Below are 25,393 nucleotides of genomic sequence, written 5' to 3' on the forward strand. Positions count from 1 at the left end.
CGCCGTGCCGCCGGCGCCGCCCGTCACCCTGACGCCGGACCGTCCGGCCGCGCCGGCCGCAAGCACAGCCGCCAAGCCCGATGCCCGCCTGGAGCGGGGCCGCTACCTGGCCATCGCGGCCGATTGCATGGCCTGCCATACGGCAGCGGGCGGCAAGCCGTATGCGGGCGGCTACGCCATCGATTCGCCCTGGGCACGATTTATGCGACGAATATCACGCCATCGAAAAAGGGCGGCATCGGCCATTACACGGAGGCCGACTTTGCCCGCGCCCTGCGCGAAGGCGTGCGCGCCGACGGCAGCCATCTGTACCCGGCCATGCCCTATACCAGCTATGCGCAGCTGACGGACGCGGACGCGGGCGACCTGTATTACTACTTCATGCAGGCCGTCCAGCCCGTCGATGAAGCGGCGCGCCAGACGGCCCTGCCATTCCCGTTCAATGTGCGCCTGTCCATGCTGGGCTGGAATACCTTGTTCCTCGACAATAAACGCTTCGTGCCCGATCCGGCGAAGAGCGCGCAGATCAACCGCGGCGCCTACCTGGCCGAAGGCCTGGCGCACTGCAGCGCCTGCCATACGCCGCGCAACGCGCTGATGGCGGAAATCGGCAGCCAGACCCTGGCGGGCGCCTCGCTCGGTTCCTGGCATGCGCCCAACATCACGTCCGACAAGGTCAGCGGCATCGGCGCGTGGACGGATGCGGAACTCACGGCTTACCTGAAGACGGGGCACGTGGAAGGCAAGGGGCAGGCGGCGGGCGGCATGGCCGAAGCCATCCAGAACAGCCTGCAATTCTTGCGCGACGACGACGTGGCCGCCATCGTCGCGTGGCTGCGCACGGTGCCGCCCGTGCGTGCGCCGGGGCAGGCCAGGGCGGCCTTCAGCCACGGCAGCGCCGCCAGCGAGGAAGCGGTATTGCGCGGCATGGCCGCTGCCACCGAGCGCCATTCCTTGAATAGCGGCGCCGTGCTGTTTTCCGGCTATTGCGCCAGTTGCCATTCGGCCAGCGGCGCCGGCAGCACGGGGCAAAGTTATCCGGCCCTGTTCAACAACACGGCGACGGGCGGCAACACGCCGGCCAACCTGGTCTCGGCCATCCTGTTTGGCGTCGAGCGCAAGATCGAAGGGGAAGAGCACGAAGCGTTCATGCCCCGTTTCGACCAGCGCTCGTACGTGCAGCCGTTGACGGACGAGCAGATCGCCTCGATCGCCAATTACGTGCTGAAACAGTATGGCAACCCGGACGTGTCGGTGACGCCCGCGTATGTGGCGCAGGCGCGCAGCGGCGGCGAAAAACCGCTGCTGGCGCGCGTGCAGCCGTTCATGCTGCCGGGCGGCATCGTGGGTATATTGCTGCTGATCGCGCTGTTTGTATGGCTGCGCCGGCGCCGTCAAGGCAAGGAATAAGTGTCGAAACGGCGGCGAATATGAACGTTGGGCGCAACTTGCAGTAAAATGCAGGCTGAAAAATGGTTACGAGCAATCGTAGCCATTTTTTATTCTGGCCCGATCCTGGCGATTGTTTTCGCTTCATTTGAAAATTGACAATGTCCCATTCCCTGCATCACCAATTCTTGCGTTTCGCCGCCGTCGGCGCTTCCGGCACGGCCGTGCAATACAGCGTGCTGTGGGGCGGCGTGGAATGGGCCGGCATCAGCGCCGCCGCCGCGTCCGGCATCGGCTACATCCTCGGTTCCGTCGTCAACTACCTCCTCAATTACTTTTTCACGTTTAAGAGCGACAAGGGGCACGGCGAGGCGGCCAGCAAGTATTTCACCCTGCTGGGCATCGGCTGGTGCATCAATACGGGGCTGATGTGGCTGCTGGTGCACCAGCTGGGCTGGTATTACTGGCTGGCGCAGGTGCTGGCGACGGGCATCGGGCTGGTCTGGAATTTCGCGGGCAGCCGCTGGTGGGCCTTCAAGCCGACCGGTGCAGCGACCAAATAAATAGTTGCAAGAAAAGAGATGCGCATAGTCCAAGACCAGGCGCGCGGTTTTACCAAAACAAGGGATTAATCATGCAGTTCCTGGAACGCTATTTCAAACTGAAGGACAACGGGACCAATGTGCGCACGGAGCTGCTGGCCGGCCTGACCACGTTCCTGACGATGGCCTACATCATCTTCGTCAACCCGTCCATCCTTGGCGACGCGGGCATGCCGAAAGACTCCGTGTTTGTCGCCACCTGCCTGGCGGCCGCCATCGGCACCCTGATCATGGGCCTGTACGCGAACTACCCGATCGCGCTGGCGCCGGGCATGGGCCTGAATGCGTACTTCTCGTACACGGTGGTCAAGGGCATGGGCATGAGCTGGGAAGTGGCGCTGGGCGCCGTCTTCATTTCCGGCTGCCTGTTCATTCTGGTCAGCCTGTTCAAGGTGCGCGAAATGATCATCAACAGCATCCCGCCCGCGCTGCGCACGGCGATCACGGTGGGTATCGGCCTGTTCCTGGCCATCATTTCCCTGAAAAGCGCCGGCGTGGTGGTGTCGAACCCCGCCACCATCATCGCGCTGGGGGACTTGCACCAGGCGGCGCCCATTTTGGCCATCCTCGGTTTCTTCATCATCGTCGCGCTGGACCGCCTGAAAGTGCCGGGCGCCATCCTGATCGGCATCCTCACCATCACCGTCGCCAGCTTCTTCTTCGGCGGCAACCAGTTCAACGGCATCGTCTCGGCGCCGCCCGCCATCGAGCCGACCCTGTTCAAGCTCGACATCATGGGCGCGCTGTCGATCGGCATCGTCAACGTGGTGCTGGTATTTTTCCTGGTGGAATTGTTCGATGCGACGGGCACCCTGATGGGCGTGGCCAACCGTGCCGGCTTGTTGAAAGACGGCAAGATGGAGCGCATGAACAAGGCCTTGCTGGCCGACAGTACGGCGATCGCCGCCGGCGCCTGCCTGGGCACGTCCAGCACCACGGCCTTCGTGGAAAGCGCGGCCGGCGTGCAAGCGGGCGGTCGCACGGGCTTGACGGCCGTGGCCGTCGCGCTGCTGTTCCTGGGCAGCCTGTTCTTCGCCCCGCTGGCGCACACGGTGCCGCCGTACGCGACGGCGCCCGCGCTGCTGTACGTGGCCTGCCTGATGCTGCGCGAACTGACCTTCATCGACTGGGATGACAGCACGGAAAGCATCCCGGCCGCCATCACGGCGCTGATGATGCCGTTTACGTATTCGGTGGCCAGCGGCGTGGCCTTCGGTTTCATCACCTATGCGGTATTGAAACTGTTGACGGGCAAGGGCAAGCAGGTATCGGTGGTGGCCTACATCATCGCCGCCATCTTCCTCTTCAAGTTCATCTACCTGGGCGAATAGCGGGTTTGCCGGCAAGCAGTTGCCGTTGCAAAGACAAGGCCGCCCGCGCACCAGCAGGGCGGCCTTGTCTTTGGGCGCTGCCGTCGAAGCGCACGCCGCCGCCATCTGCCCGGCAATGTCCCACGAGCTGACGCCGCTGCCGGGCTGGTCCGCCGGGGATGCGCTTGATCCTGTCATGCCGGGCGAGCGCAGCCAGCCAGGGGCAAGGCGAGTCTTGCAAGCGCATGTCCGCGCGGCGGCGCACCCGTTGCCCCTATGCTTGCTGGCGTAAGGGCCTGTTTTGGCCGGTCATGCAGCAACAACTGGACATGGGAAATTTTGACGTATATAATGCGGCCTCCTTTCCCTGATAGCTCAGTTGGTAGAGCGACGGACTGTTAATCCGCAGGTCCCTGGTTCGAGTCCAGGTCGGGGAGCCAGAACAAGCAGTAGCAAAGGGCCGCGTGGCAACACGCGGCCCTTTTGTCATGCGCGCACGGTTTCCCATTCACGCTTTCCTTCCCGTCAGTGCATCAACGGCCTGCGCGATGCCGGCCCGCGGGTGGCGGGGGCAGGCGCGGCGAGCCCCTGATCAGGGATCGACAAACACGTCGAAACGCACCTTGAGCGGGCTGCCCCAGGAGATTTCCACCCAGGCCCGGAAGCCGCCGTTATATGGTGCGATGTTGTACACGGCCATGCGGGCGGCGCCAATGAAACGGTCCTGGGGATTCGCGCTATATTCGCTGATGTTGAGAAATACGCGCGAATTGGCGTGCACATTGGCGTTGACGAAGTTGACCGAAGGATGCACGCCATTGGCCGTCCACGTGTAGTAGGTGGTGAAGGCGGCGGGGCTCAGGTTCAAGTCCTGTGCGGCCGCGCCTTGGGCGCTTTGGCCTTCCTGTTCCATCGGCGCATCGGTTTCATCCAGTGCCAGGTTGCTGCCGGTGCGATGTTCTACTTTCATTTCCATGATGTACTCCTGATCGATAGTTTGGACGCCGCGCCTGTCGTCGTGCGGCAAGACGCCCTATCTGTTGCCGTGACGGCCAGTGTCACGTCCTGGCTGATAAGGTAGCCGCCTGCTCCATGCTGTTGGAGTAAGCCATTCTAGGCATACACGGGGGCGGAAAGTGCGCGGCGCCGGCGGAAAAACGGTGCGAACTTGTGCTGGCGCAAACACCTTGCAGGCAGGGGGCTAGATCTTTTCCGGCAGGCTATTTTTACGGGGGCGCCACGCATGGCGCGCAGGACAATGGCACAATAGGCCCAGCCGACCTGCCGATACGCAACCCCTTGCGAACCTAGCCCATGCCGATACTGAACCTGAGCGCCGAAACCGATATCTATTACGAGCTGATCGAGGGCGACCCCGCCAAGCCCTGCCTGGTATTCCTGCACGAGGGGCTCGGTTGCTGTGCAATGTGGAAAGATTTTCCCGCGCAGCTATGCCAGGCGACGGGCTGCCGCGGCTTGCTGTATGACCGTCACGGCTATGGGTTGTCGTCGCCGCTGGCGGCGCGCCGCCAGCTCCATTATTTGCACGATTACGCGCTGTGCGAGCTGCCGCAAGTGCTCGCGGCGCTGCTGCCGGGGCAGGACCATTTTCTCGTCGGCCACTCGGATGGCGGCAGCATCGCCCTGATCTATGCGGCGCAGCAGCCGCCGCGCTTGCGCGGCATCATCACCGAAGCGGCGCACGTGTTTGTCGAAGGCATCACGCTCGACGGCATCCGCGGGGCGGACGCGGCGTTTGGCGCGGGCAAGCTGCGCGCGCTGGCGAAATACCATGGCGACAAGACGGCAACCATCTTCAAGGCCTGGTCGGACACCTGGCTCAGCTATGGCTTCCAGTTCTGGAACATCGAGTATCTGCTGCCCTCCGTCGAATGCCCGGCGCTGGTGGTGCAGGGCAGCGAGGACCAGTACGGCAGCGCGGCCCAGGTCGATACGATCGTGGCGCAGGCGCTCAACGCCGTGCCCGCCATGGTCGAGCAGTGCGGGCATACGCCGCACCAGGAGCAGCCGCAGGCATTGCTGGCGCTGATGGAAGGCTTCTTGCAAGGCCGCATGGACGCGGCCGCTCACCCGAAAACTATATGATAGACCACCTGGATCACCTGGTATTGACCACCCGCGACAAGCCGGCCTGCATCGATTTCTATACGCGCGTGCTGGGCATGCAGCTGGAAACGTTTGGCGCCGGCCGCCATGCCTTCAAGTTTGGCGCGCAAAAGATCAATCTGCATGAAGCCGGCAAGGAATTCCTGCCCAAGGCGGACCTGCCCACGCCCGGCGCGCTGGACCTGTGCTTCATCGCCGCCGTGCCGCTGGACGTGTTCATCGCCCATCTGGCGGCGCTGGGCATTGCCATCGAGGAAGGACCAGTGTCCCGCACGGGCGCCAATTGGCCCATCCGCTCCGTGTATCTGCGCGACCCGGACCGCAACCTGATCGAAGTGTCCGAGCGCGCCTGAGGTTGCATACGGCGCCCAGGCGTTCAATGGCAGGCGGGATCGCTGTCCCAGCGGCCCGAGCAGATGCGTGAGCGGCACAGCATGCCTTCGATCAGGCCCAGCTGCTGACAGCGCCGCAACAGTTCCGCCGTTTCGTGTTCCTGTCCCTGCTCCTGCCTGCGCAGCACCACGTCGCGCACGGGCGGCGCCGTGCCTTCCTGCCGGTGCGCATGGGCCACCATCGCCGTCAGCAAGGCGACGTCGCTGTCGCCGGGCGCGGCAACCGGCCTCGTCCCCTGTGGGCGGGCGGCCGCCTGGCGCGCGGGCGGCGGCGTCTTGTGCGGCGCGCTGGCGTTCGCGGCGGCCGCAGCGGGCAAGGGCGGTCCCGCCGTATTGACGATGGTGGCCGCCTGCTCCGCGTGCGGCAGCGCCGTTGCTGCTGGCACGGGCGGAATCTCGGTCATGGCTGTGGCGGGCGCCGGCGGCAGGGGCGGCACCTCCGTGTCGTAGGCGAGCACGGCCGTTACCAGCAACGCCAGGCACAGCGCGCCGGCGGCGCCGTGCCGCCAGCCGGGGCGCCAGCGCAGGGCCGGCATGGCCGCGGGTGCGGCGACGCCGTGCTCGAGCTGCGACAGGATGCCCTTGCCTTCGATGCGCGCGCCAGCCGCGCCGGCCTTGCTCAGCAGGTCAGGACCGCGTGCCTGGCCATCCCCGGTTTTCAGTAAAGACAAAATATCACCTCCGCAGTGGATCAAATTCGACTGACCTTGATGTAAACCGCGCTCATGCGGGCCGCGGACGCCTACGATCTAGCGATACCGCCGAGCAATGACTTGCCCGGTCCCGCCGATTCCCTCACGGAGCGTCCCATGTTCGTCGCCCTGATCCTGATGTATTTCCTGCTCGCCTGTTTTGCCTGCTGGCTGCTGCTGTTTCCCGGCGGCCGCGCCATCGTGCTGCACACGCTCGTCAACCTGGGCTGGCGCATGCAGCGGCGCGCGCAGGGGCTGCAGCGGGGCGGCGGCGCGCAATGGCAGCGCGTGCAGCGGCACACGGGCTCGGGCATGTCGCGCGCATGGCGGCTGCTGTGGCGGCATCGCTGGCTGAGTTTGGCGGGGGGCGTGCTGGTCATCGTGCCGCCCCTGCTGGCCTGGCTGTCCAGCGACCGCATCGCCCTGCGCGGCTATGCCGATCAGCAACACGTGATCAATGACCAGGTCAGCGACTTGCTGAAAGGCGAGCAGCTGGTGCCGCCGCCAGCCTTGCCGCCGCTGCTGTTTTCCACGGCGGAGGTGACGCAGCTGCGTCCGCTGCTGGGCGGCGCCAGCCGCAACTGGCAATTGCTCGACCACGATTTCGCGCAGCGCCTGCTGCTGGTCTTCAAGATCATGAAGGACGTGCATGGCTACGACATGGTCTTGCTGGAAGGCTACCGCAGCCCGGCGCGCCAGGACCAGCTGGCGGCGGCCGGGCCGAACGTGACGAACGCCAGGGCGTTTCAAAGCTATCACCAGTACGGCCTGGCCGCCGATTGCGCATTCATGCATGAAGGAAAGCTCATCATTTCTGAAAAAGATGCCTGGGCCATGCGCGGCTACCGTTTATATGGCGTGACGGCCGAATCGGTGGGGCTGCGCTGGGGCGGGCGCTGGACCATGATGGATTTTGGCCACACGGAATTGCCGCAACCGCGCGTGCTGGGCAAGTAAGCCGCGCCAGCCATTCTAGCGCCGCGTACCGGCCCGCATTTCACCGCTGCAAGCTTGCTTGCGCAGCGTCAATGGCATGCCGGCGCCTGCCGCGCGCTGGCACCTGGAACTTGTCATATGTCAACAAAGGCGCGCCGCATTGCTGTCAGCATGGGCCGAATCCGCCTCGCTGCGCGGCGGCGTTCCTCCTGCTTTGCGACCTCACCCTGGGCTCATCATGCTGCGACGACTCTGGCATTTCCTCACCGATAGCCGCAATCTGACCATCTTCGGCTTCGTGGCGCTGGCCGTGTCCCTGTACCTGGGCGCCGAGGTGCTGGAAGTGGCGCTGGTCTGGGCGCTGGCCTTGCTGCTGCTGGCTTTTCTCACCTGGCTGGGCCTGTGGCTGTGGCGCAGGCGACGCGCGCGGCGCGATGCGCAGGCGCTGGGCCAGGCCATCCTCAACGAGGCCGAGATCGCCGCGGCGCAAGCGGCCTCGGCATCGACGGCCAACAACACCCAGCATGGCGAACTCGACGCGGTGCGCACGGGCATGCTGGCCGCCATCGATACCATCAAGACGTCCAAGCTGGGCCTCAAGTCGGGCGCCGCCGCCCTGTACGAATTGCCGTGGTATATGATCATCGGCAATCCGGCCGCCGGCAAGAGCAGCGCCATCCTGCATTCGGGCCTGCAATTTCCTTTCGCCGACGGCAAGATCGTGCAAGGCGTGGGGGGCACGCGCAACTGCGACTGGTTTTTCACCACGGACGGCATCGTGCTCGACACGGCAGGGCGCTACTCCGTCGTCGACGAGCACCGGGGCGAGTGGTTCGGCTTTCTCGACCTGCTGAAAAAATACCGGCGCAAGGCGCCCATCAACGGCATCCTCATCGCCGTCAGCATCGCCGAATTGAAGGGCGACCCCGACGTCGGCATGCAACTGGCGCGCAGCCTGCGCAAGCGCGTGCAGGACGTCATCGAGCGCCTGGAAGTGTTCGCGCCCCTGTACATCGTATTTACCAAGGCGGACCTGATTGCCGGCTTCACGGAGTTTTTCGCGGACGCCGAACGCAGCGAGCGCGAGCGCGTCTGGGGCGCCACCATGCCGTACCAGCGCCAGCTGCCCACGGCCGACTTGCTGAGTTTTTTCGACCAGAGTTTCGATGAATTGCACGATGGCTTGACGGAGCTGAGCCTGGCCAACATGGCGCACCGGCAACGCAACACGATGGCGCCGGGCGTGTTTACGTTCCCGCTGGAATTTGCCGCCGTCAAGCCGGCCTTGCGTGCCTTCATCGCCACCCTGTTCGAGGAAAATCCGTTCCAGTTCCAGCCCGTGTTCCGCGGCTTTTATTTCACCAGCGCGCTGCAGGAGGGCGAGCCCGTCAGTGCCTCCTCGCAGCAGGTGGCGCGCCGCTTCGACCTGGCCTTCGCGCCGGCCCCGGCCGCCGTGCCATCGGGCGCGCGCCAGCACGGCTATTTCCTGCTGGAGCTGTTCCGCAAGGTCATTTTTGCCGACAAGCACCTGGTGGCCAACTACGCCAACCGCGCCAGGCTGCGCTTCAAATATGCCGTGTTCTTTGCCGCCACCGTGTCGCTGGGCGCCTGCCTGGGCGGCTGGAGCTGGTCCTACCTGGGCAACCGGCAACTGGTGGCCAACGTCGAGGCTGATTTAAACAAGGTGGTGAAGCTGCAGGAGAAGCGCCTGGACTTGCAGTCGCGCCTGGAAGCGCTCGAGATATTACAGGACCGCATCGAGCAGCTGGAAGCGTACCGGGAGCAAAGGCCGTGGTCCTTGCGCCTGGGCCTGTACCAGGGCGATCTACTGGAGCGCAAACTGCGCGAGGAATATTTCGCCGGCGCGCGCCAGGTCATGCTGACCCCCGTGGCGGGCGCGCTGGAAGCCTTGCTGTTCGAAATGAACGCCAGCGCCGACCAGCTGCAGCCCACGGCGCGCACGCCGCAGACGCCGGCCGCCGCATCGCCCGCTGCAGCACCCGCCGCGCCGCGCAGCGTGCAGTACCAGGCGGCCAGCGCGACGAATGTGGAAGACGCCTACAACGCGCTGAAAACCTATCTGATGCTGGCCGACAAGACGCATGCGGAGAGCAGCCACCTGAACGACCAGATGACGCGTTTCTGGCGCGGCTGGCTGGAGGGCAACCGGGGCGCCATGCCGCGCGAGCAGATGATACGCAGCGCCGAACGGCTGCTGACGTTTTACCTGGCGCAGATCGGCGACCCGTCCTGGCCGCGCATCGAGCAGAAGCTGGCGCTGGTCGACCAGGCGCGCGAAAACCTGCGCCGCGTGGTGCGCGGCATGCCGGCGCGCGAACGCGTGTATGCCGACGTCAAGGCGCGCGCCTCGACGCGCTTTCCCGGCATGACGGTGGCGCGCATCGTCGGCGAACAGGATCAGGCCCTGCTGGCGGGCAGCTACGCCGTCTCCGGCGCCTTTACGCGCCAGGCCTGGGAAAAGTTCGTCGAAGGGGCATTTCGCGACGCCGCCAACCGCGAGCTGCAAAGCGCCGACTGGGTGCTGAAAAGCGCCTCCACCGACGACCTGACCCTGGAAGGCAGCCCGGAGCAGATCGAGAAAAACCTGGTGGCCATGTACAAGGCCGACTACGCGCGCGAGTGGCAGAAATTCGTGCAGGGCGTGGCCGTCGCCGACCTGAAAGGCTTCGACGGCGCCGTGCAGGCGATGAACCGCCTGGGCGACCCGCAGTCGTCGCCGGTCGCCAAGCTGCTGACGGCCATCTACGAGGAAACCTCGTGGGACAACCCGGCGCTGCAGAATGCCCAACTGCGCAAGGCCGAGCGGGGCATCATCGCGTGGTTCAAGGAAACCGTGCTGCGCCGCGCGCCATCGCAGCTGACGGCCAGTCCCGGCGTCAATGCGCAGCTCGATCCGGCGCGCCTGGACAAACCCATGGGGCCAGTGGGGCGCGAATTTGCCGGCGTGGGCAAGCTGGTGGCGGCCAGGGACAACAATGGCTCGCTGATGCGCGCCTACCTGGAAGCGCTGTCGAAACTGCGCAGCCGCTTGAACCTGCTGAAGAACCAGGGCGACGCTGGGCCGGGCGCGCGCCAGTTCATGCAGCAGACCCTGGAGGGCAGCGGTTCCGAGCTGTCCGACGCCCTGAAACTGGTCGACGAGCAGCTGCTCACGGGGATGAGCGACGCGCAAAAGCAGGCGATACGCCCCATCCTCGTGCGCCCGCTGATGCAGACCTTTGCCGTCATCGTCGCGCCGGCCGAACTCGATATCAACAAGACCTGGGCGGCGCAGGTGTATGAGCCGTTCCAGAAATCGCTGGCCAACAAATATCCGTTTGCGCCCACGGCGCGCATCGAGGCGAGCAACCTGGAGATCGGCCAGTTCTTCGGCCCGGAAGGCCTGGTGGCGAAATTCGTCACCACCTCCATGGGCCCGCTGGTGGTGCGGCGCGGCGACGTGCTGGCGCCGCGCACCTGGGCCGACATGGGCATCAGCCTGTCGCCGCAGGTGGTGGCGCGCTTTCCCGGCTGGATCGCGCCGCTGGGCGCGGGCGGCGTGGCGGCCACCTCGACGGCGGCGCAAACCGTGTTCCAGATCCAGCCGTCGCCCGCGCCCGGTACCCTGGAATACACGGTGGAGATCGACGGCCAGCAGCTGCGCTACCGCAACACGCCGGCGCAGTGGACGAACATGGTGCATCCGGGCCCGCAGGGCGCGTCGGGCATGCAGGGGCGCGCATCACGGCCGTCACCTTCGACGGACGCACGGTGGAGCTGTTCAACGAGCCGGGGCAGTTCGGCCTGAAGCGCATGATCGATGCGGCGGCCAAGAAGCGCAAGGACGGCGGTGTGTTCGAGTTGCGCTGGACGCGCGGCGAGGTGGCCGTGGCGGTCGACCTGAAAATCACCAGCAGTGCGGAAACGACGGGCGCCGGTGCCGCCACTGCGGTGCAGGAACAGGGCTTTCGCGGCATGCAGCTGCCCGAGACCATCGTGGGTGCTGCGCCTCCTGTGCCGGTCATCGCCGCGGCTGCGGGAGTGTCGCCATGATGCGCGCGCAACAGCAGGTGCGTCTCGGCTACTTCGGCAAGATCCCCGCGCGCGGCGATTTCATCAAGGCTTGCGACAACCACGCGCTGGTGCAGCTGCTCGACGACTGGCTGGCGCAGGTCATGACTGCGCTGACGGCGGAGCCGCGCTGGAAGCTCAATTACGACGCCTTGCCGCCGCTGCGCTTTGCCTTCGTCGGCACGCGCAGCCGGCGCGCCATCGCCGGGCGCCTGGAAGCGAGCAATGACCAGTCGCTGCGGCGCTTTCCCTTCATGGCCATGGGCGCGCTGGAAGTTGACGACGCCGAGGCCTTCGTCGGCTGCAGCCCGCTGGCGCTGGCACCGCTTTGGCAGCGCGTGGAGCAGCTGTCGCAGGGCATCGTGGCCAGCGCCGAGCCGGGACCGGCGCTGCTGGCGCTGGCCGGCAACGTGGTGGAAATCGAACCGGCCGCACCGTGCCATGCGGCGCGGCTGGCCGCCTTCCTGCAGGCGCAGACCGTGCATGGCTTGCAAACGATGCTCGCTTCGCCCGCGTTCCCCGTGACGGTGCGCGAACTGCTGCTGGGCCTGGGCCTGCTGCTGCAGCCGGTGCGCCGGAGCGGCTTGCCGCGCCTGGAGAAAAGCCTGGTGCTGCCGCTGCCGCAAGAGGCGCAGCTGCGCGAGCTGGTGGCCAGCTTCTGGCTGCACCTGATCGCGCCTTTCCTGCGCCAGGCCGATTTCGAACTGGCGCTGTTCTTTTCCCACCTCGACGAGGCGCCCGTACTGGTGATCGGCTTTTGCGGCGCCGACCCGCACGGCTTGCGCGCGCTGATCGATCCGCAGGCCGGCAGCGAAAGGCTGATCGTCTTCGACCGGCTCGACTGGGTCGAGGAGCAGCTGGGACGCGCTGCGGCGCTGCGCCGGTTTTCCGCCTGCCTGCAGCAGGAGCAGCTGTCGCTGCGCTCGGCCTGCGCCATGTTCACGGATACCTTTGCCTGAAGGATTGCGATGAAACCAACCGTTTTCTTCCTGCTGCTGGCCGCCGCCGTTCCCTGCACCGCCCAGGCGCAGGCGCAAGCGCCGCAGACCCCGATGCCGGGGCAGATCCTCGTCACGGGCACCCTGGCCGATGAGGCGGGCAAGGCGGCCGTGCTGGCCCGCCTGCGCGAACTGTACGGCGCCGAGCGCGTGGTCGACCAGATCGCCATCGGCAACGTGGCCGTGCCGGCCAACTGGAACGGCTACGTGCAAAAGCTGATCGCGCCGAACCTGAAGCTCATTTCACGGGGGCAGATCAGCATCGACGGCAACAACGTCAGCGTGCGCGGCGAAGTGGCGAACGAGGCGCAGCGCCAGCAGATCGCCAGCGACATCGCCACCAGTCTCAATCCCACCTACATCGTCAACAACGGCTTGCGGATCAAGGCGGCCGAGGCCGAGCAGGGCTTGCTCGATGCGGCGCTGGACAAGCGCATCATCGAATTCGACAGCGGCAAGGCTTCCATCACGCCGGCCGGCCTGGCCATCCTCGACGAGATGGCGGCCGCCATGCTCAGGCTGCGGGGCCGCAAGGTGGAGGTGATCGGCCACACGGACGACACGGGCCTGCGCGCCAGCAACGTGGCCCTGAGCCAGGCGCGCGCCGAAGCCGTGCGCGCCTACCTGGCCAGCAAGGGTATCGCGGCCGATACCGTGCTGGTGTCGGGTCAGGGGCCGGACCGCCCCGTGGCCAGCAACACGACGGCCGATGGCCGGGCGCGGAACCGGCGCATCGAGTTCCGCATCGCGCAATGATCCGCGCGCAATGATCAGGGCAGGGTGATCGTCAGGTGCGCAGGGCGCGGGGCCAGTTTGACCAGGTCCGCATACGCGGCCAGCGTCGTTTGCGTGCCGCGCGTCAGATGCGTTTTCAGGCCCAGGTAGGCGCTGATGGCCAGCAGGGCGAAAAAGCTCGACAGGGCCCACAGCGGCACGTCGCTGCCGCGTTTGTTGACCACCTGGTCGGGGCGTTCCGCGCGCGGCGCGAAACCGCGGCTCTTGCCCTTGATGTGGGCGATCTCGTCGCCCAGACGCGCCGTCAGGTAGCTGAGTTTATCGCCGCCGTCGATCGCATACTTGCCCTGGAATCCCAGCAATAAACACATGTGGAACACCTGCAGCGCCTGCACGCGCATGGCGCCCTTGCCGCGCAAGGCGTCGAGGCGGTCGAAGAAATGCTCGCCGGCCAGCTGGTCGCCGAAGATCAGCAGCTGCAGCGGGCGCCGTTCCCACTGCTTGCGCAGGGCGAACGGCGAGGCGAGGATGATTTCATCGACGGCCGCGCAGAACGCATACTTGGCCGCCTCGATATCGTCGCCATCGGCGCGGATCTTTTCGCTTCGCGTTCGAAGTCGCCGAGGAAGGCCGTGATGCGGTCCATGAAGCTTTGCTCGTCGCCGGGCGCCGAACCGTGCTTGAGCATGAACAGCATGTAAAAGCCTTCGTGCATCAGGTCCAGCAGGGCGCTGCCCGCATGCCGGCTGCCGCCTGCCGGGGCGGCGCCGCGTGATCCCAGCAGGGAGGGCGCCGCGCGCCGTTCTATGAGCTGGCTCATGCCGTCACCGCGATCAGTTCCAGCTGCAGGTCGCGTATGCCGGCCGGCACGTACACGGAAATCGACTGCGCCTTGAGCATTTGTTCATACAGGGCGCCGCGGTTTTCAATCGCAAAGTAATAGGTGTCGGGCCGCACGGGGATGGCCGCCGGCACTTGCGGCGCATGCGACAATTTGAGGCCGGGCATGGCCGTGAGCACGCATTTTTCCACGTCGTCGGGCGCGCCCACTTTCACGCGCACGGGCACCACCTCCACCAGTTCGATGGCGGGCATGGCGGCGCGTATCGCCAGGTACAGGGTGGTGTGCTGGTCGATCTTGCCCGAGTCGAGCTTGCCCAGATGATATGAGGGCTTGTCTTCCAGCAGGGCGATGGAAAAATACTTCGACGAGATGACGGTGTCGAGCAGTTCGCGGATGATCGCGTCGATGGCGTCGAAGCAGGCGCCCGGCTGTGCGTGGTCGTAGGCCGGCAGGCTGGCCAGGGTGTAATGCTTGGAGTAGCTGAGCAAGCCGCCCGCCAGGCCCAGCAGCGCCTCGTACAGGCGCTCCGGATGCAGGGCCGGATGGCGCACATAGTGCATCAGCGCGGCGGCGGCCGTGCTGACCGTGTGCAGCAGCCAGAACGAGGACACGTCGCCCGAGCGGAATTCGATCACGTTGCGGCTCGGTTCGCGGTGGTGGCCGTGCAGCGCGCTCACCTTCGCCTGCAAGGCGTCGAGCAGGTGTTCCAGCACGCCCTGCAGGCGCGGCGCGCCGGCGATCGCCAGGCTGGGCGCCATGAACGAGGGCACGGGCTCGAAGCCGCCCGATACCGTGCGCCGCAAGGCGATCAGCGGCAGGCAGTCGTAGGAGCCGCGCGCCTCGCTGTCGGGAATCAGGCGCACGGTTTTCTTCAGGTAGGCCACGTCGGCCACGGCGGACTCGGTAAACAGGTCGGGCGTGGCGCGCATGGCGTGCGCAAAGCGCGTGGCCGCCGGCGTGCCCGCCGCCTGCGCCGTGTAATTCATGCCCTCGCGGTTGAGGATGGGCAGCGCCGCGTAGTACGTCACTTCCTGCACCGCCGGCGGCAGCGTTTCCAGGTCGACCGGAGGGGGCAGGGTGTCGCTGCCGGGCGCGCCGTCGCCCAGCGCCTCGAACACTTCGCCGTCGCGGAAGATGGCCGACAGGGCGTGCAGGCGCAGGGTGCCCGTCTTCAGCGCGGCCAGGTCCCACTGCATCTGCGCCACGCCCCACAGGTAGGGATGCAGCGCGCTGGCCGTGTGATGCAGGCGCGCTTCGTGATACTGGTCCTGGCGCTGGAAATGCTGCGGCCGCAGGAACAGGCCTTCTCCCCACAAGACTTTCGCTGCCATGCCCATCTCGTTTCTCCTTGTATGTGTGGTGCGCCGCTGCGTTGTACTGGTTTGCTTTACTGGCAGCGCGCGGCCGGCGGCGTGGACGCGCCGCTGATGCTGAGCGCGCAGGCATGCAGGCCGATGGTGATGCCGCCGCGTGCCGCGTCGGCGGCCGCAAAGGTGGCGCGCCAGCGCTGTGCCGCAGGCGCGCGGAACAGGGCCACGACGCCGATGAAATACGCTTCCTTGCTGACTTTTTCCTGCACTTCGTAGCGCTGGCCCGGCACCAGCAGCACCTCTTTGACTTCCATCAGGTCGGCGCCCAGCGCCGCCTTTTCGCGCTGTGCGTCGAGGAAGCTGTCGTAGGGCGCCTGCTCGAAGGCGGCGTTCTGGCGTAGCTTGTAGATGCGCGCCACCAGCGCCAGCGGCCGGCCGTCGGCATCCGTGTTGAGGCGCTGCGCCGCGTGCAGGCGGATGCTGACGTTGCGCGGCGGCTGCTGCGCGTCGGGCAGTTCCGGCGGCGGCTTGGCCACGCCCGCCATCTGCAGCGCCGCGTTGGCCAGGGTGCCGATGGCGCCGCCCGCACAGCCGGCCAGCAGCAAGGCCAGCAGCGACACGTGCAGCAATAGTGCGGTGGCGCGGAGCGGGCGGCGGAACGGGGCGTCAGATGGCATAGGCTGGGCTAGCTTTGCAAGGTGAATGGAGGAAATAAAAGTGCTGCAGTCATTTAAACGCATGCAGTGGCGACCTGCTTGCGTTGGCGCAAGATCCGCCTGCGATCAACGCAGTTCCTGCGCCAGATCAGGATTCATGTCGCTGTACACGGCTGTGATGTGGAACTTCTTCTTTGCTGATTAATCTCAATCTGGCCAAAAAATTGGCGATCAATAATGGCCTCCACCAAGGCGCCGCCCATCTTTCCCAGCGGTAGCGTCCTCCACGTGAAGGAGTGCCCCCGATGAAGCCAGCCACCACGTTGCCCCGTATTGCCTGCCTCGCCAGCGCCTTGCTGCTGGCCGCCTGCGCCACGCCAGAGCAGGCGGCGCCCCTCAACCTGCCGCGCCGACGCTGGCGCAAGTCATGAGCGACGCCGATGCGGCCGCGCGCGCCGGCCAGTACGAGCGCGCCATGACCCTGCTTCAGCGCGGCGGCACGAGCTACCCGGCCGACAAGGCGCCGTGGCTGCAGATGGCGCAGATGAAGTTCGACCGCGGCCAGTACGGCGACGCCATCGGCCATGCGCTCGAAGCGCTGGAGCGCGACCCGGACGACAAGGTCGCCAACAGCATCGTCGCCGTGAGCGGCTTGCGCCTGTCCGGCAAGGCGCTGGCCGACCTGTCGCGGCAAAACAATCTGAATGGCTCGCTGCGCTCGGAGGCGCAGGAGCTGGCCAAGCTGCTGCGCGCGAGCATCGGCGAGGACGTGCTGCTGCCGCCGGCCAGGCGCCCGGCGGCCGGCAAGCGCGCCGCCGGTGCCGGCACGCCGGCGGCGAAGGGCGCGGCGGCGCCAGGCAGTGCGGCCGACCCGTTCAGCGGCCTGAAATAAGCTAGCATCCCCACCATCTCCTTGCAAAGGAAGCGATATGCCCAAGTCCGACAGCGTGCAAAAACGCCTGCAAAAGATACGCGCGCCGCGCGTGCAAATGACCTATGACGTCGAGATCGGCGACGCGATTGAAAACAAGGAGCTGCCCTTCGTGGTCGGCGTGCTGGGCGACTTTGGCGGCAATCCGGACAGCGAGAAAAACGCCTGAAGGAGCGCAAGTTCGTCGCCATCGACCGCGACAACTTCGACGAAGTGCTGGCCGGCGTGGAGCCGGTGGCGCGTTTCGCCGTGCCGAACCGCCTCAGCGAGGCGGGCGGCACGTTCGCCGTCGACCTGCATTTCCGCTCGATGGACGACTTCCGTCCGGAATCGGTGGTGCGCCAGGTCGAACCCTTGCGCAAGCTGCTCGAGGCACGCACCAAGCTGGCCGACTTGCGCAACAAGCTGGCCGGCAACGACAAGCTGGAAGACTTGCTGACGGAAGTGCTGAACAACACGGACAGCCTGGCCACCCTGAAACCGCAGTTCCCAGCGCAGGAGGATTGAGATGAACGCCCAGGCAGAAGCCCCAGAATCCCTCTCTGTATCCGCATCCGATGCGCCGGCCGCCACCGATTTGCTGGACCAGATCGTCGAGCAGAGCCGCGTCGCCAAGTCCGGCGCCGAACATGCGCGCGCGCGCGATTTGATCTCGGAACTGGTGGCGCAGGTGCTCGATGGCACGGTGCTGATGTCCAGCAGCCTGTCGGCCACCTTGGACGGGCGCGTGGCGGAAATCGACCGCCTGATCTCCGCCCAGCTCAGCGAAATCATGCACGCGGCGCCGTTCCAGCAGCTCGAGCAAAGCTGGACGGGGCTGCGCTACCTGGTCGGCAATTCCGACACGGGCACGCGGCTGCAGATCCGCATGTTCAACGCCACCAAGCGCGAACTGGTGAAGGATTTCCAGGCCGCGCTGGAGTTCGACCAGAGCAGCATGTTCAAGAAGGTGTATGAGGAGGAATTCGGCACCTTCGGCGGCGCGCCGTTCGCCGCGCTGCTGGGCGACTTCGCCATCTCGCGTCAGCCGGAAGACATGTATTTCGTCGAGCAGATGTCGCACATCGCCGCCGCCGCGCATGCGCCGTTCATCGCCTCGGCCGCGCCGGAACTGTTTGGTCTGGAAAGCTACGGCGACCTGGGCAAGCCGCGCGACCTGGCCAAGGTGTTCGACACCATCGAATACGCGAAATGGAAAGCCTTCCGCGAATCCGAGGATGCGCGTTACGTCGGCCTGACCTTGCCCCGCTTCCTGGGCCGGCTGCCGTTCAATCCCGTCGACGGCACCACCGTCGAGGGCTTCAATTTTGTCGAGGAAGTCGACGGCAGCGACCATCACAAATACCTGTGGTGTAACGCCGCGTATGCGTTCGGCTGCAAGCTGACAAGCGCCTTTGCCGACTACGGCTGGTGCGCCGCCATCCGCGGCGTGGAAGGCGGCGGTCTGGTGGACGACCTGCCGACCCACACCTTCAAGACGGACGAGGGCGACGTGGCCCTGAAATGCCCGGCCGAAGTGGCGATCACGGACCGCCGCGAAAAGGAATTGTCGGACCTGGGCTTCATCTCGCTGGTGCACTGCAAGAACACGGCGTATGCGGCGTTTTTCGGCGCGCAGTCGGCGCAGAAAAGCCGCAAGTACAACAGCGACGCGGCCAACGCCAACGCGGTGCTGTCGTCGCAGCTGCAGTACATCTTCGCCGTTTCGCGCATCGCCCACTACATGAAGGCCATGATGCGCGACAAGATCGGCAGCTTTGCCGCCGCCTCCAACGTGGAAGATTTTTGAACCGCTGGCTGATGCAGTACGTGCTGCTCGACGATAACGCCAGCCAGGAACAGAAGGCGCAGTTCCCGCTGCGCGAGGCGTCCGTGCAGGTGCATGAAGTGCCGGGCCGGCCCGGCGTGTACCGCGCCGTGTCCTTCCTGCGGCCGCACTTCCAGCTCGATGAATTATCCGTTTCGCTCCGACTGGTCGCGGAGTTGCCGAAGTCGACCAATTCCTGATTCACCCATCTTTCAACCAGAGGAGCACACCATGGCAATCGATGTATATCTGCAGATAGACGGCATCAAGGGCGAGTCCACCGATGACAAGCACAAGGACTGGATCGAGTGCAAATCGGTCAGCTGGAGCGTTGAGCAGCCGAAGTCCGCCACCGCCTCGACGGGCGGCGGCCACACGGCCGAACGCTGCGAGCACAAGGACATCGTCATCTCCAAGCTGGCCGACCTGGCCTCGCCGGTGCTGCTGCAGACCTGCTCGGCCGGCAAGACCATCCCCAAGGCGCGCTTCGAATTCATGCGCGCCGACGGCCAGGGCGAACGCGTTAAGTATTTTGAGATCGAAATCGAGAATGTGCTGATCGGCGCCGTCACGCCGAACGTGGAAGAGGGCGACATCCTCGGTGAACACGTCGGCTTCAAGTTCTCGAAAGTGAAGTGGAAATACACGCAGCAAAAGGTGACGGGCGGCGCCGGCGGCAATACCTCGGGCGGCTGGGACCTGGCCGCGAACCGCGTGGCTTGATCCATGGCGCGCGGCGCGCGGCGGCCACCTTCGCCCGCGCCGCGCCGACTTTTCAGGAGAGCGCATGGACAGTTATGTACCTGGCCTGTTCGACCGCCTGATGGGCGACGGCGGTGCGGCGGGCGGCGTGGCGGCGCGCCTGTCGCTCGATCAATTGAAGGATGCGGTGGCGCGCGACCTGGAGGAACTGCTCAACACGCGCGTGGCCCTGCCGCCCGGCGCGCTCGACGCCTATCCGGAATGCGCGGCGTCCATCGTCAACTATGGCCTGATCGATTTCGCCGGCATGTGCCTGTCCAGCAGCGATGACCGCGCCCGCATCTGCGCCGCGCTGAAGGGGGCCATCGAACGCCACGAGCCGCGCCTGCGCAACGTGCGCGCCCGCCTGGAGCGTGAAGCGGGCGCCATCAACCGCGTCGGCTTCGTCATCAGCGGCACCCTGGCCGTGATGGCCGGCGGCGAGACGGTCAATTTCGACGCCGTGCTGCAGCCATCGTCGCTGCGCTATTCGATCAACCGCAAGGGAGCCGCCGCATGAGCAATAACCTCAAAACCCTGATCGCCAAACTGAATGACACGTCACGCACGGCCGCCACCCGCGCCGCCGCCATCTGCGTGGGACTGGGCCAGTATGAAGTCGATATCGAACACCTGTTCCTGGCGCTGCTGGAACAGGAGCGCAGCGATTTCGTCACCATCGCGCGGCGCAGCGAAATCAGCCTGACGGCGCTGGAGGCGGACCTGCGCCGCGAAATCGGCGGCTTCCGCACGGGCAGCGCGCGCACGCCCGTGTTTTCACCGCACTTGCCGCTGCTGTTCGAACATGCCTGGCTGGTCGCCTCGCTCGATACGGCGCAGCCGGGGCCCATCCGCAGCCGCCATCTGCTGCTGGCGCTGCTGACGGAGCCGGAACTGTCGCAGCTCGCGTACCGCGGCTCGAAGCTGTTCGCCCGCTTCAGCGTCGAGCAATTGAAGCATCATCCGGATAAACTGACGGCCGGCTCCGGCGAGGAGGAAAGCGCGGCAGTGCCGCGGCTTTCCGACACCGGTGATGATCCTGTTGCTAGCCTGGCCAGCAAAACCCCGGCGCTGGACCAGTTCACCACCGACCTGACGCAGCTGGCGCGCGACGGCAAGCTCGATCCCGTGATCGGCCGCGAGGCGGAGATACGCCAGGCCGTCGACATCCTGCTGCGCCGCCGGCAGAACAATCCGATACTCACGGGCGAGGCGGGCGTGGGCAAGACGGCCGTGGTGGAAGGCCTGGCCCTGCGCATCGCCGCCGGCGACGTGCCCGAGGTGCTGCAGGGCGCGCACATCCACGCGCTCGACATGGGCTTGCTGCAGGCCGGCGCCAGCGTGAAGGGAGAATTCGAAAGCCGCCTGAAAAATGTCATCGACGAGGTGGCGAAAAGCCCGCACCCGGTCATCCTCTTCATCGACGAGGCGCACACGATGATCGGCGCCGGCGGCCAGGCGGGGCAGAACGATGCGGCCAATCTGCTGAAACCGGCGCTGGCGCGCGGCGCCCTGCGCACGATCGCCGCCACCACCTGGAGCGAGTACAAAAATATTTTGAAAAGGATGCGGCGCTGGCGCGGCGCTTCCAGGTGGTCAAGGTGGAAGAACCGGGCGAAGACATCGCCTGCGCCATGCTGCGCGCCATGGCGCCGCTGATGGAACGCCATTTCGGCATCCGCGTTCGCGACGCCGCCATCGTCGAGGCGGTGCGCCTGTCGCACCGCTACATCAGCGGGCGCCAGTTGCCGGACAAAGCCATCGGCGTGCTCGATACGGCGTGCGCCAAGGTGGCGCTGGGCCAGCGCGCCACGCCGGCACAGCTGGAAAACGCACACCGGCGGCAGGAGCGCATCGGCGCGGAAATCGCCGCCTTGAGCCGCGAGGCGGCCGATGGCGAAGCGCCCGGCAAGGCCGGCGCCGCGCGCCTGGCGCAGCTGCGGCGCGAACATGACGAAGGCCAGGCGGCGGTCGCGGCGCTGGCGCAGCGCTGGGAGCGTGAAAAAACGCTGGTGGCGCAGATCGGCGACTTGCGCGCGCAGCTGCGCGGCGAGCGGCCTGGCGAAGTGGGCGCGGCGCGCCTGCTGGCGCTGAAGGAAGAACTGGCGGCCCTGCAGGAGAAGCACCGTTGTCGCCGCTGGAAGTCGACGCCCAGGTGGTGGCCGGCATCGTCGCCGCCTGGACCGGCATCCCGCTGGGCAAAATGCTCAAGGACGAGATCCGCACGGTGCTGGCCCTGGATGGCGCGCTGCGCGAACGGGTGCTGGGACAGGACCACGTCATCGACGCGGTGGCGCAGCGCGTGCGCACGGCGCGCGCCAGCCTGGACGACCCGAACAAGCCGCAAGCCGTGTTTTTGTTTACGGGGCCGTCCGGCACGGGCAAGACGGAGACGGCGCTGGCGCTGGCCGATCTGCTGTATGGCGGCGAGCGCAAGCTCATTACCATCAACATGAGCGAATACCAGGAGGCGCACAGCGTGGCCGGCCTGAAAGGCTCGCCGCCCGGCTATGTCGGCTATGGCGAGGGCGGCGTGCTGACGGAAGCCGTAAGGCGCCAGCCCTACAGCGTGGTGCTGCTCGACGAGGCGGAAAAAGCCCATCCCGACGTGCTCGAACTGTTCTTCCAGGTCTTCGACAAGGGCGTGCTCGATGACGCGGAAGGACGCGAAGTCGATTTTCGCAACACCATCATCATCGCCACCTCGAACCTGGGGTCGGGCGCCATGATGGCCGCCTGCCTGAACCGCACAGCGCAAGATTTGCCCACGCCGGCCGCGCTGGAAGAACTGGTGCGCCCGCAGCTGGTGGCGCACTTCAAGCCGGCCCTGCTGGGCCGCCTGAAGGTGCTGCCGTTCTATCCCCTGAACGACGCCGTGCTGGCCGAGATCATCGCCCTGAAGCTGGCGAGGATAGGCGCGCGCATCGCGCGCAACCACCAGGCGCAATTCAGCCATGACGCGGGCCTGGTCGACGCCGTGCTTGCGCGCTGCACCGAGGTCGATTCGGGCGCGCGCAATGTCGATCAAATTCTGAACGGCAGCCTGCTGCCGGCCATCGCCGAAGCGGTGCTGGCGCGTATGGCCGCAGGCGAGCCGGTCGCGTCGATACGCGTCACTGCCAGCAAGCAGGGGCAATTCAAGTACACGATCCGATAATCCACCTTCCGGAGAGCGCCATGTTCAACCTGGAGCAGTTGCTGCACCCCGTCAGCGCCGTCAGCCCCTGCGGCGAAGACATCACCTTCAGCCAGGAGCTCGACGCCATCGCGCGCGCGCGCCAGTACGACGACCCGAGCCTGGACCAGGGCGAGTGGGTGACGGCGCTGAAGGAAGCCGACTGGCCTTTCGTGGCGACGCGCTGCGAACAGCTGATCGCCACGCACAGCAAGGATTTGCGCGTGGCCGTGTGGCTGGCCGAGGCGCACGCGAAAACGCGCCATTTCCGCGGCTTGGGCGACGGCTACGCGCTGCTGGCCGGCCTGTGCGAGCGCTATTGGGATGGCTTGTATCCGCCGGCGGAAGAGGGCGACCAGGAACAGCGCATCGGCAACGTCTTCTGGCTGCTCTCGCGCACGCCGCAGCTGCTGCGCGAGATCCCGCTGACCGAAGGCAGCGATGGCCTGTTCTCGCTGCAGGATTTCGATGCGGCGCGCCAGCGCGCGGCCGCCAGCCTGGCGCAGGGCGCAGCCGATCAGGGCTGGGGCGATGCGCGCCACGACGAAGGGGGACCCTGGCGCAGATGGAGGCGGCGCGGCAAAGGAACACGCGCGCCTTTTCCGACGCCTTGCTGGCCGATGCCCAATACTGCATGCAGTCGCTGCTGGCCTTCGAGCGCAGCGTCGATGCGCGCTTCGGCGTCGATGGCCCGAGTTTTCGCGCCGCGCGCGAAGCGCTGGAAAACGCCATTCATTTCATCGCGCCGCTGTCGCCTGGCGCGGACCTTGCCGGCGCGCCGGCCGCCGGTCAGGGCGCTGACGCAGGTGCAGGCGGGGGCGCCATCGTGCAGCGCCAGCAGGCGCTGGCCCAGCTGCGCCAGGTGGCCGATTTCTTCCGCCGCACGGAGCCGCACAGCCCCGTCGCCTACCTGGCCGACAAGGCCGCCAGCTGGGGCGAGCTGCCGCTGCACCTGTGGCTGCGCGCCGTCGTGAAGGATTCAAGCACCCTGGCGCAGCTCGACGAGATGTTGGGCACGAACGGCGCGAACGGATGATCGGTTTGCGCGCTTCCATGCTAATCTTCCGGCATGTCCAGAATGCTCATCCTGCCTGCCGCGCTATGCCTGTTCATCGCCGCCGGCGCGCGGGCCGAGGGTGCGACGCCGCTGGTGATCTATGGCGACGACGATTATCCGCCGTACTCCTACGTCGAGAACGGCCGGCTGAAGGGCATCTACACGGAGATCGTGCGCGAAGCCGTGCAATCGATGCCGCAATACGCGGTGCAGCTGCGCCCCGTGCCCTGGAAACGGGGCGTGCTGATGCTGCAGACGGGCGAGGCGTTTGCCCTGTATCCGCCGTATTCGTGGCGCAGTGAGCGGCCGTACGTGCGCTATTCCGTGCCGCTGCTGATGGAGCAGCTGGTGGTGCTGTGCAACCAGGACGTGCTGGCGAAACGCGCGCTGCGGCAGTGGCCCGCCGATTACGGCGGCCTGCACATCGGCGTGAACGCGGGTTTTTTGCTGGGCGATGCGAAGCAGACGGCAGCCCTGCAAGCGGCCAACATCGTGTTCGATACGGCCAAGGGCACGCGCACGAATCTGCTCAAGCTGATACGCGGGCGTATCGATTGCTATGTCAGCGACCGCCTGTCGGCGCAGTGGGAATTGCAGCGCATCCGGCGCGAGGGTGCGCCGGGCACGCCGGTGCAGGCGATCCAGGCGATACAGGAAACCGCGCAGCTGGCCAGCCAGCAGGGGCACCTGGGTGTGACGGAGCGCCGGCCCGCCGCCTACCCGTACCGCGATGATTTTATCGAACAATTCAATGCCGCCATTGTGCGCATGCAAGCCAGTGGCGCGATCCGCCGCATCGTCGACCGCGCGTTGCTGCCCTGACCTTGCTGCCCAGAGGCTGCTACCTTGATTTCATTCGTTGGAGAAGACCATGAAAAAACTGTTGTTCCTGTGTGTGCTCGTGCTGGCCGGCTGCGTGGGCCGGCCCGAGAATATTGTACCTGTCAGCAACTTCGACACGACCCGCTATCTGGGCAAATGGTACGAGATCGCGCGCCTCGACCATTCGTTCGAACGGGGCCTGAGCCATGTGACGGCCGACTACAGCCTGCGCCAGGATGGCGGCCTGAAAGTGCTCAACCGGGGCTACCAGGATGCGGACGCGAAGTGGAAGGAAGCGGAAGGCAAGGCGTATTTCGTCGACAAGAAAGACGTGGGTTACCTGAAGGTGTCGTTTTTCGGCCCCTTCTATGGTGCCTATATCGTGTTTGATTTGGACCAGCAAGAATACAGCTATTCCATGATCAGCGGCCCCGACAAGTCCTACTTCTGGTTGCTGTCGCGCACGCCCAGCATGGATCCTGCCTTGCAGCAGCGCCTGATCGAGAAAGCACGGGGGCTGGGTTTCGATACGTCAAAATTGATCTACGTGAAGCAAAACTGACCTTGCTTGCCTGCCGCCCGTTCGTGGCGGCAAAGCACCTTCTGGTTGTTGCTTTTCTGCATGTTATTTCTTGCAATACCATCCTGATTCACTCACAATCTGCTCCAAAGTGGTGCGCTGCGGCGTGCTGCCATTCTGGTGACGCGCCTACCGTTGCGTCGCCGCTCGTGATTGCCGCACGGCGGATGCCTGCTATAGTGATTTGTAGCAGTAAGTCGGTTTCGTGGCGTCTGTGC

19 protein-coding genes, 1 tRNA gene and 5 pseudogenes are annotated in these 25,393 nt (G+C 66.0%); 20 read left to right on the plus strand and 5 right to left on the minus strand.

Annotated elements, in window-relative coordinates; all coding sequences use genetic code 11:
- Positions 1-123: 123 nt before the first annotated feature.
- The 4 genes from ACRHIG_RS11970 (at position 124) to ACRHIG_RS11985 (ending at position 3,741) form a co-directional block, all read left to right on the plus strand.
- The gene (locus ACRHIG_RS11970; protein ID WP_489630277.1) at positions 124-1,410 is read left to right on the plus strand and encodes a c-type cytochrome; all 1,287 of its coding nucleotides are present in this window, start codon (positions 124-126) and stop codon (positions 1,408-1,410) included.
- 140 nt (positions 1,411-1,550) lie between these two features.
- Positions 1,551-1,952, plus strand: a complete 402-nt coding sequence (locus tag ACRHIG_RS11975; RefSeq protein WP_475415435.1) for a GtrA family protein — start codon at positions 1,551-1,553, stop codon at positions 1,950-1,952.
- Positions 1,953-2,023: 71 nt separating this feature from the next.
- Positions 2,024-3,322, plus strand: a complete 1,299-nt coding sequence (locus tag ACRHIG_RS11980) for an NCS2 family permease (RefSeq protein WP_070282116.1) — start codon at positions 2,024-2,026, stop codon at positions 3,320-3,322.
- Positions 3,323-3,665: 343 nt separating this feature from the next.
- Positions 3,666-3,741, plus strand: a tRNA-Asn gene (locus tag ACRHIG_RS11985).
- A 152-nt stretch (positions 3,742-3,893) separates the two neighbouring features.
- Here ACRHIG_RS11985 and ACRHIG_RS11990 read toward each other — a convergent pair.
- Positions 3,894-4,277, minus strand: coding sequence for a hypothetical protein (locus ACRHIG_RS11990; RefSeq protein ID WP_475415434.1), 384 nt, complete (start codon positions 4,275-4,277; stop codon positions 3,894-3,896).
- A gap of 338 nt (positions 4,278-4,615) precedes the next feature.
- Between ACRHIG_RS11990 and ACRHIG_RS11995 the strand changes: the two genes are divergently transcribed.
- Positions 4,616-5,407 carry an alpha/beta fold hydrolase gene (locus ACRHIG_RS11995; RefSeq protein ID WP_489630278.1) on the plus strand — a complete coding sequence of 264 codons (792 nt, stop codon included), beginning with the start codon at positions 4,616-4,618 and terminating at the stop codon, positions 5,405-5,407.
- Positions 5,404-5,781, plus strand: a complete 378-nt coding sequence (locus ACRHIG_RS12000; protein ID WP_099411623.1) for a VOC family protein — start codon at positions 5,404-5,406, stop codon at positions 5,779-5,781. Before ACRHIG_RS11995 ends, ACRHIG_RS12000 begins: the two co-directional genes overlap by 4 nt.
- A 23-nt stretch (positions 5,782-5,804) precedes the next feature.
- Here ACRHIG_RS12000 and ACRHIG_RS12005 read toward each other — a convergent pair whose 3' ends face one another.
- Positions 5,805-6,491, minus strand: a complete 687-nt coding sequence (locus ACRHIG_RS12005; RefSeq protein WP_489630279.1) for a hypothetical protein — start codon at positions 6,489-6,491, stop codon at positions 5,805-5,807.
- A 138-nt stretch (positions 6,492-6,629) separates the two neighbouring features.
- Here ACRHIG_RS12005 and ACRHIG_RS12010 point away from each other — a divergent pair, with 138 nt between their 5' ends.
- The 4 genes and pseudogenes from ACRHIG_RS12010 (at position 6,630) to ACRHIG_RS12025 (ending at position 13,273) form a co-directional block, all read left to right on the plus strand.
- Positions 6,630-7,469, plus strand: a complete 840-nt coding sequence (locus ACRHIG_RS12010) for a M15 family metallopeptidase (protein WP_489630280.1) — start codon at positions 6,630-6,632, stop codon at positions 7,467-7,469.
- A gap of 217 nt (positions 7,470-7,686) precedes the next feature.
- Positions 7,687-11,501: pseudogene (tssM, locus tag ACRHIG_RS12015) on the plus strand (type VI secretion system membrane subunit TssM).
- A complete protein-coding gene (gene tagF, locus ACRHIG_RS12020; RefSeq protein WP_475415429.1) occupies positions 11,498-12,478 on the plus strand; it encodes a type VI secretion system-associated protein TagF in 981 nt (326 codons plus the stop codon). Before tssM ends, tagF begins: the two are co-directional and overlap by 4 nt.
- Positions 12,479-12,487: 9 nt before the next feature.
- Complete coding sequence (locus ACRHIG_RS12025) at positions 12,488-13,273, plus strand: OmpA family protein (protein ID WP_489630281.1); 786 nt, start codon at positions 12,488-12,490, stop codon at positions 13,271-13,273.
- A gap of 14 nt (positions 13,274-13,287) precedes the next feature.
- On the opposite strand, the pseudogene icmH reads toward ACRHIG_RS12025, so the two are convergent.
- The 3 genes and pseudogenes from icmH to tssJ form a co-directional block, all read right to left on the minus strand.
- A pseudogene (gene icmH, locus ACRHIG_RS12030) lies at positions 13,288-14,072 on the minus strand (type IVB secretion system protein IcmH/DotU).
- A complete protein-coding gene (gene tssK / locus ACRHIG_RS12035) occupies positions 14,069-15,433 on the minus strand; it encodes a type VI secretion system baseplate subunit TssK (RefSeq protein ID WP_489630282.1) in 1,365 nt (454 codons plus the stop codon). Before tssK ends, icmH begins: the two are co-directional and overlap by 4 nt.
- 50 nt (positions 15,434-15,483) lie before the next feature.
- On the minus strand, positions 15,484-16,083 hold the full coding sequence (gene tssJ / locus ACRHIG_RS12040) for a type VI secretion system lipoprotein TssJ (protein ID WP_489630283.1): 600 nt from the start codon (positions 16,081-16,083) through the stop codon (positions 15,484-15,486).
- A gap of 284 nt (positions 16,084-16,367) precedes the next feature.
- On the opposite strand from tssJ, the gene ACRHIG_RS12045 reads away from it, so the two are divergent.
- The 10 genes and pseudogenes from ACRHIG_RS12045 to ACRHIG_RS12090 all read left to right on the plus strand — a co-directional run bounded on the left by ACRHIG_RS12045 (position 16,368) and on the right by ACRHIG_RS12090 (position 25,157).
- Positions 16,368-16,493 carry a hypothetical protein gene (locus ACRHIG_RS12045; protein ID WP_489630284.1) on the plus strand — a complete coding sequence of 42 codons (126 nt, stop codon included), beginning with the start codon at positions 16,368-16,370 and terminating at the stop codon, positions 16,491-16,493.
- Positions 16,490-16,954, plus strand: coding sequence for a hypothetical protein (locus tag ACRHIG_RS12050; protein WP_489630285.1), 465 nt, complete (start codon positions 16,490-16,492; stop codon positions 16,952-16,954). The genes ACRHIG_RS12045 and ACRHIG_RS12050 overlap by 4 nt, the downstream gene beginning before the upstream one ends.
- A 37-nt stretch (positions 16,955-16,991) precedes the next feature.
- A pseudogene (tssB, locus tag ACRHIG_RS12055) lies at positions 16,992-17,500 on the plus strand (type VI secretion system contractile sheath small subunit).
- Between the two features lies 1 nt (position 17,501).
- Positions 17,502-19,000 (plus strand): annotated as a pseudogene (gene tssC, locus ACRHIG_RS12060) (type VI secretion system contractile sheath large subunit).
- 31 nt (positions 19,001-19,031) lie between these two features.
- Positions 19,032-19,523: an Hcp family type VI secretion system effector gene (locus ACRHIG_RS12065; protein ID WP_034750126.1), complete on the plus strand. Its 492-nt coding sequence runs from the start codon at positions 19,032-19,034 to the stop codon at positions 19,521-19,523.
- 64 nt (positions 19,524-19,587) lie between these two features.
- Positions 19,588-20,061 carry a type VI secretion system baseplate subunit TssE gene (gene tssE, locus ACRHIG_RS12070; RefSeq protein WP_475415421.1) on the plus strand — a complete coding sequence of 158 codons (474 nt, stop codon included), beginning with the start codon at positions 19,588-19,590 and terminating at the stop codon, positions 20,059-20,061.
- Positions 20,058-22,698, plus strand: a pseudogene (gene tssH, locus ACRHIG_RS12075) (type VI secretion system ATPase TssH). The gene tssE and the pseudogene tssH overlap by 4 nt, the downstream one beginning before the upstream one ends.
- A 20-nt stretch (positions 22,699-22,718) precedes the next feature.
- On the plus strand, positions 22,719-23,690 hold the full coding sequence (tssA, locus tag ACRHIG_RS12080; protein ID WP_489630286.1) for a type VI secretion system protein TssA: 972 nt from the start codon (positions 22,719-22,721) through the stop codon (positions 23,688-23,690).
- A gap of 95 nt (positions 23,691-23,785) precedes the next feature.
- Positions 23,786-24,595, plus strand: a complete 810-nt coding sequence (locus tag ACRHIG_RS12085; protein ID WP_475415418.1) for a substrate-binding periplasmic protein — start codon at positions 23,786-23,788, stop codon at positions 24,593-24,595.
- A gap of 49 nt (positions 24,596-24,644) precedes the next feature.
- The gene (locus ACRHIG_RS12090; protein WP_475415417.1) at positions 24,645-25,157 is read left to right on the plus strand and encodes a lipocalin family protein; all 513 of its coding nucleotides are present in this window, start codon (positions 24,645-24,647) and stop codon (positions 25,155-25,157) included.
- Positions 25,158-25,393: the final 236 nt, after the last annotated feature.

This window comes from Janthinobacterium sp. C22 (assembly GCF_057919405.1).

What these genes read in the sequence shown, in the direction of transcription:
- ACRHIG_RS11975 (WP_475415435.1), top strand. Translation starts at nt 1,551, where the DNA reads ATGTCCCATTCCCTGCATCACCAATTCTTGCGTTTCGCCGCCGTCGGC.
- ACRHIG_RS11980 (WP_070282116.1), top strand. Translation starts at nt 2,024, where the DNA reads ATGCAGTTCCTGGAACGCTATTTCAAACTGAAGGACAACGGGACCAAT.
- ACRHIG_RS11990 (WP_475415434.1), bottom strand. Translation starts at nt 4,277, where the DNA reads ATGGAAATGAAAGTAGAACATCGCACCGGCAGCAACCTGGCACTGGAT.
- ACRHIG_RS11995 (WP_489630278.1), top strand. Translation starts at nt 4,616, where the DNA reads ATGCCGATACTGAACCTGAGCGCCGAAACCGATATCTATTACGAGCTG.
- ACRHIG_RS12000 (WP_099411623.1), top strand. Translation starts at nt 5,404, where the DNA reads ATGATAGACCACCTGGATCACCTGGTATTGACCACCCGCGACAAGCCG.
- ACRHIG_RS12010 (WP_489630280.1), top strand. Translation starts at nt 6,630, where the DNA reads ATGTTCGTCGCCCTGATCCTGATGTATTTCCTGCTCGCCTGTTTTGCC.
- tagF (WP_475415429.1), top strand. Translation starts at nt 11,498, where the DNA reads ATGATGCGCGCGCAACAGCAGGTGCGTCTCGGCTACTTCGGCAAGATC.
- ACRHIG_RS12025 (WP_489630281.1), top strand. Translation starts at nt 12,488, where the DNA reads ATGAAACCAACCGTTTTCTTCCTGCTGCTGGCCGCCGCCGTTCCCTGC.
- tssK (WP_489630282.1), bottom strand. Translation starts at nt 15,433, where the DNA reads ATGGGCATGGCAGCGAAAGTCTTGTGGGGAGAAGGCCTGTTCCTGCGG.
- tssJ (WP_489630283.1), bottom strand. Translation starts at nt 16,083, where the DNA reads ATGCCATCTGACGCCCCGTTCCGCCGCCCGCTCCGCGCCACCGCACTA.
- ACRHIG_RS12045 (WP_489630284.1), top strand. Translation starts at nt 16,368, where the DNA reads ATGAAGCCAGCCACCACGTTGCCCCGTATTGCCTGCCTCGCCAGCGCC.
- ACRHIG_RS12050 (WP_489630285.1), top strand. Translation starts at nt 16,490, where the DNA reads ATGAGCGACGCCGATGCGGCCGCGCGCGCCGGCCAGTACGAGCGCGCC.
- ACRHIG_RS12065 (WP_034750126.1), top strand. Translation starts at nt 19,032, where the DNA reads ATGGCAATCGATGTATATCTGCAGATAGACGGCATCAAGGGCGAGTCC.
- tssE (WP_475415421.1), top strand. Translation starts at nt 19,588, where the DNA reads ATGGACAGTTATGTACCTGGCCTGTTCGACCGCCTGATGGGCGACGGC.
- tssA (WP_489630286.1), top strand. Translation starts at nt 22,719, where the DNA reads ATGTTCAACCTGGAGCAGTTGCTGCACCCCGTCAGCGCCGTCAGCCCC.
- ACRHIG_RS12085 (WP_475415418.1), top strand. Translation starts at nt 23,786, where the DNA reads ATGTCCAGAATGCTCATCCTGCCTGCCGCGCTATGCCTGTTCATCGCC.
- ACRHIG_RS12090 (WP_475415417.1), top strand. Translation starts at nt 24,645, where the DNA reads ATGAAAAAACTGTTGTTCCTGTGTGTGCTCGTGCTGGCCGGCTGCGTG.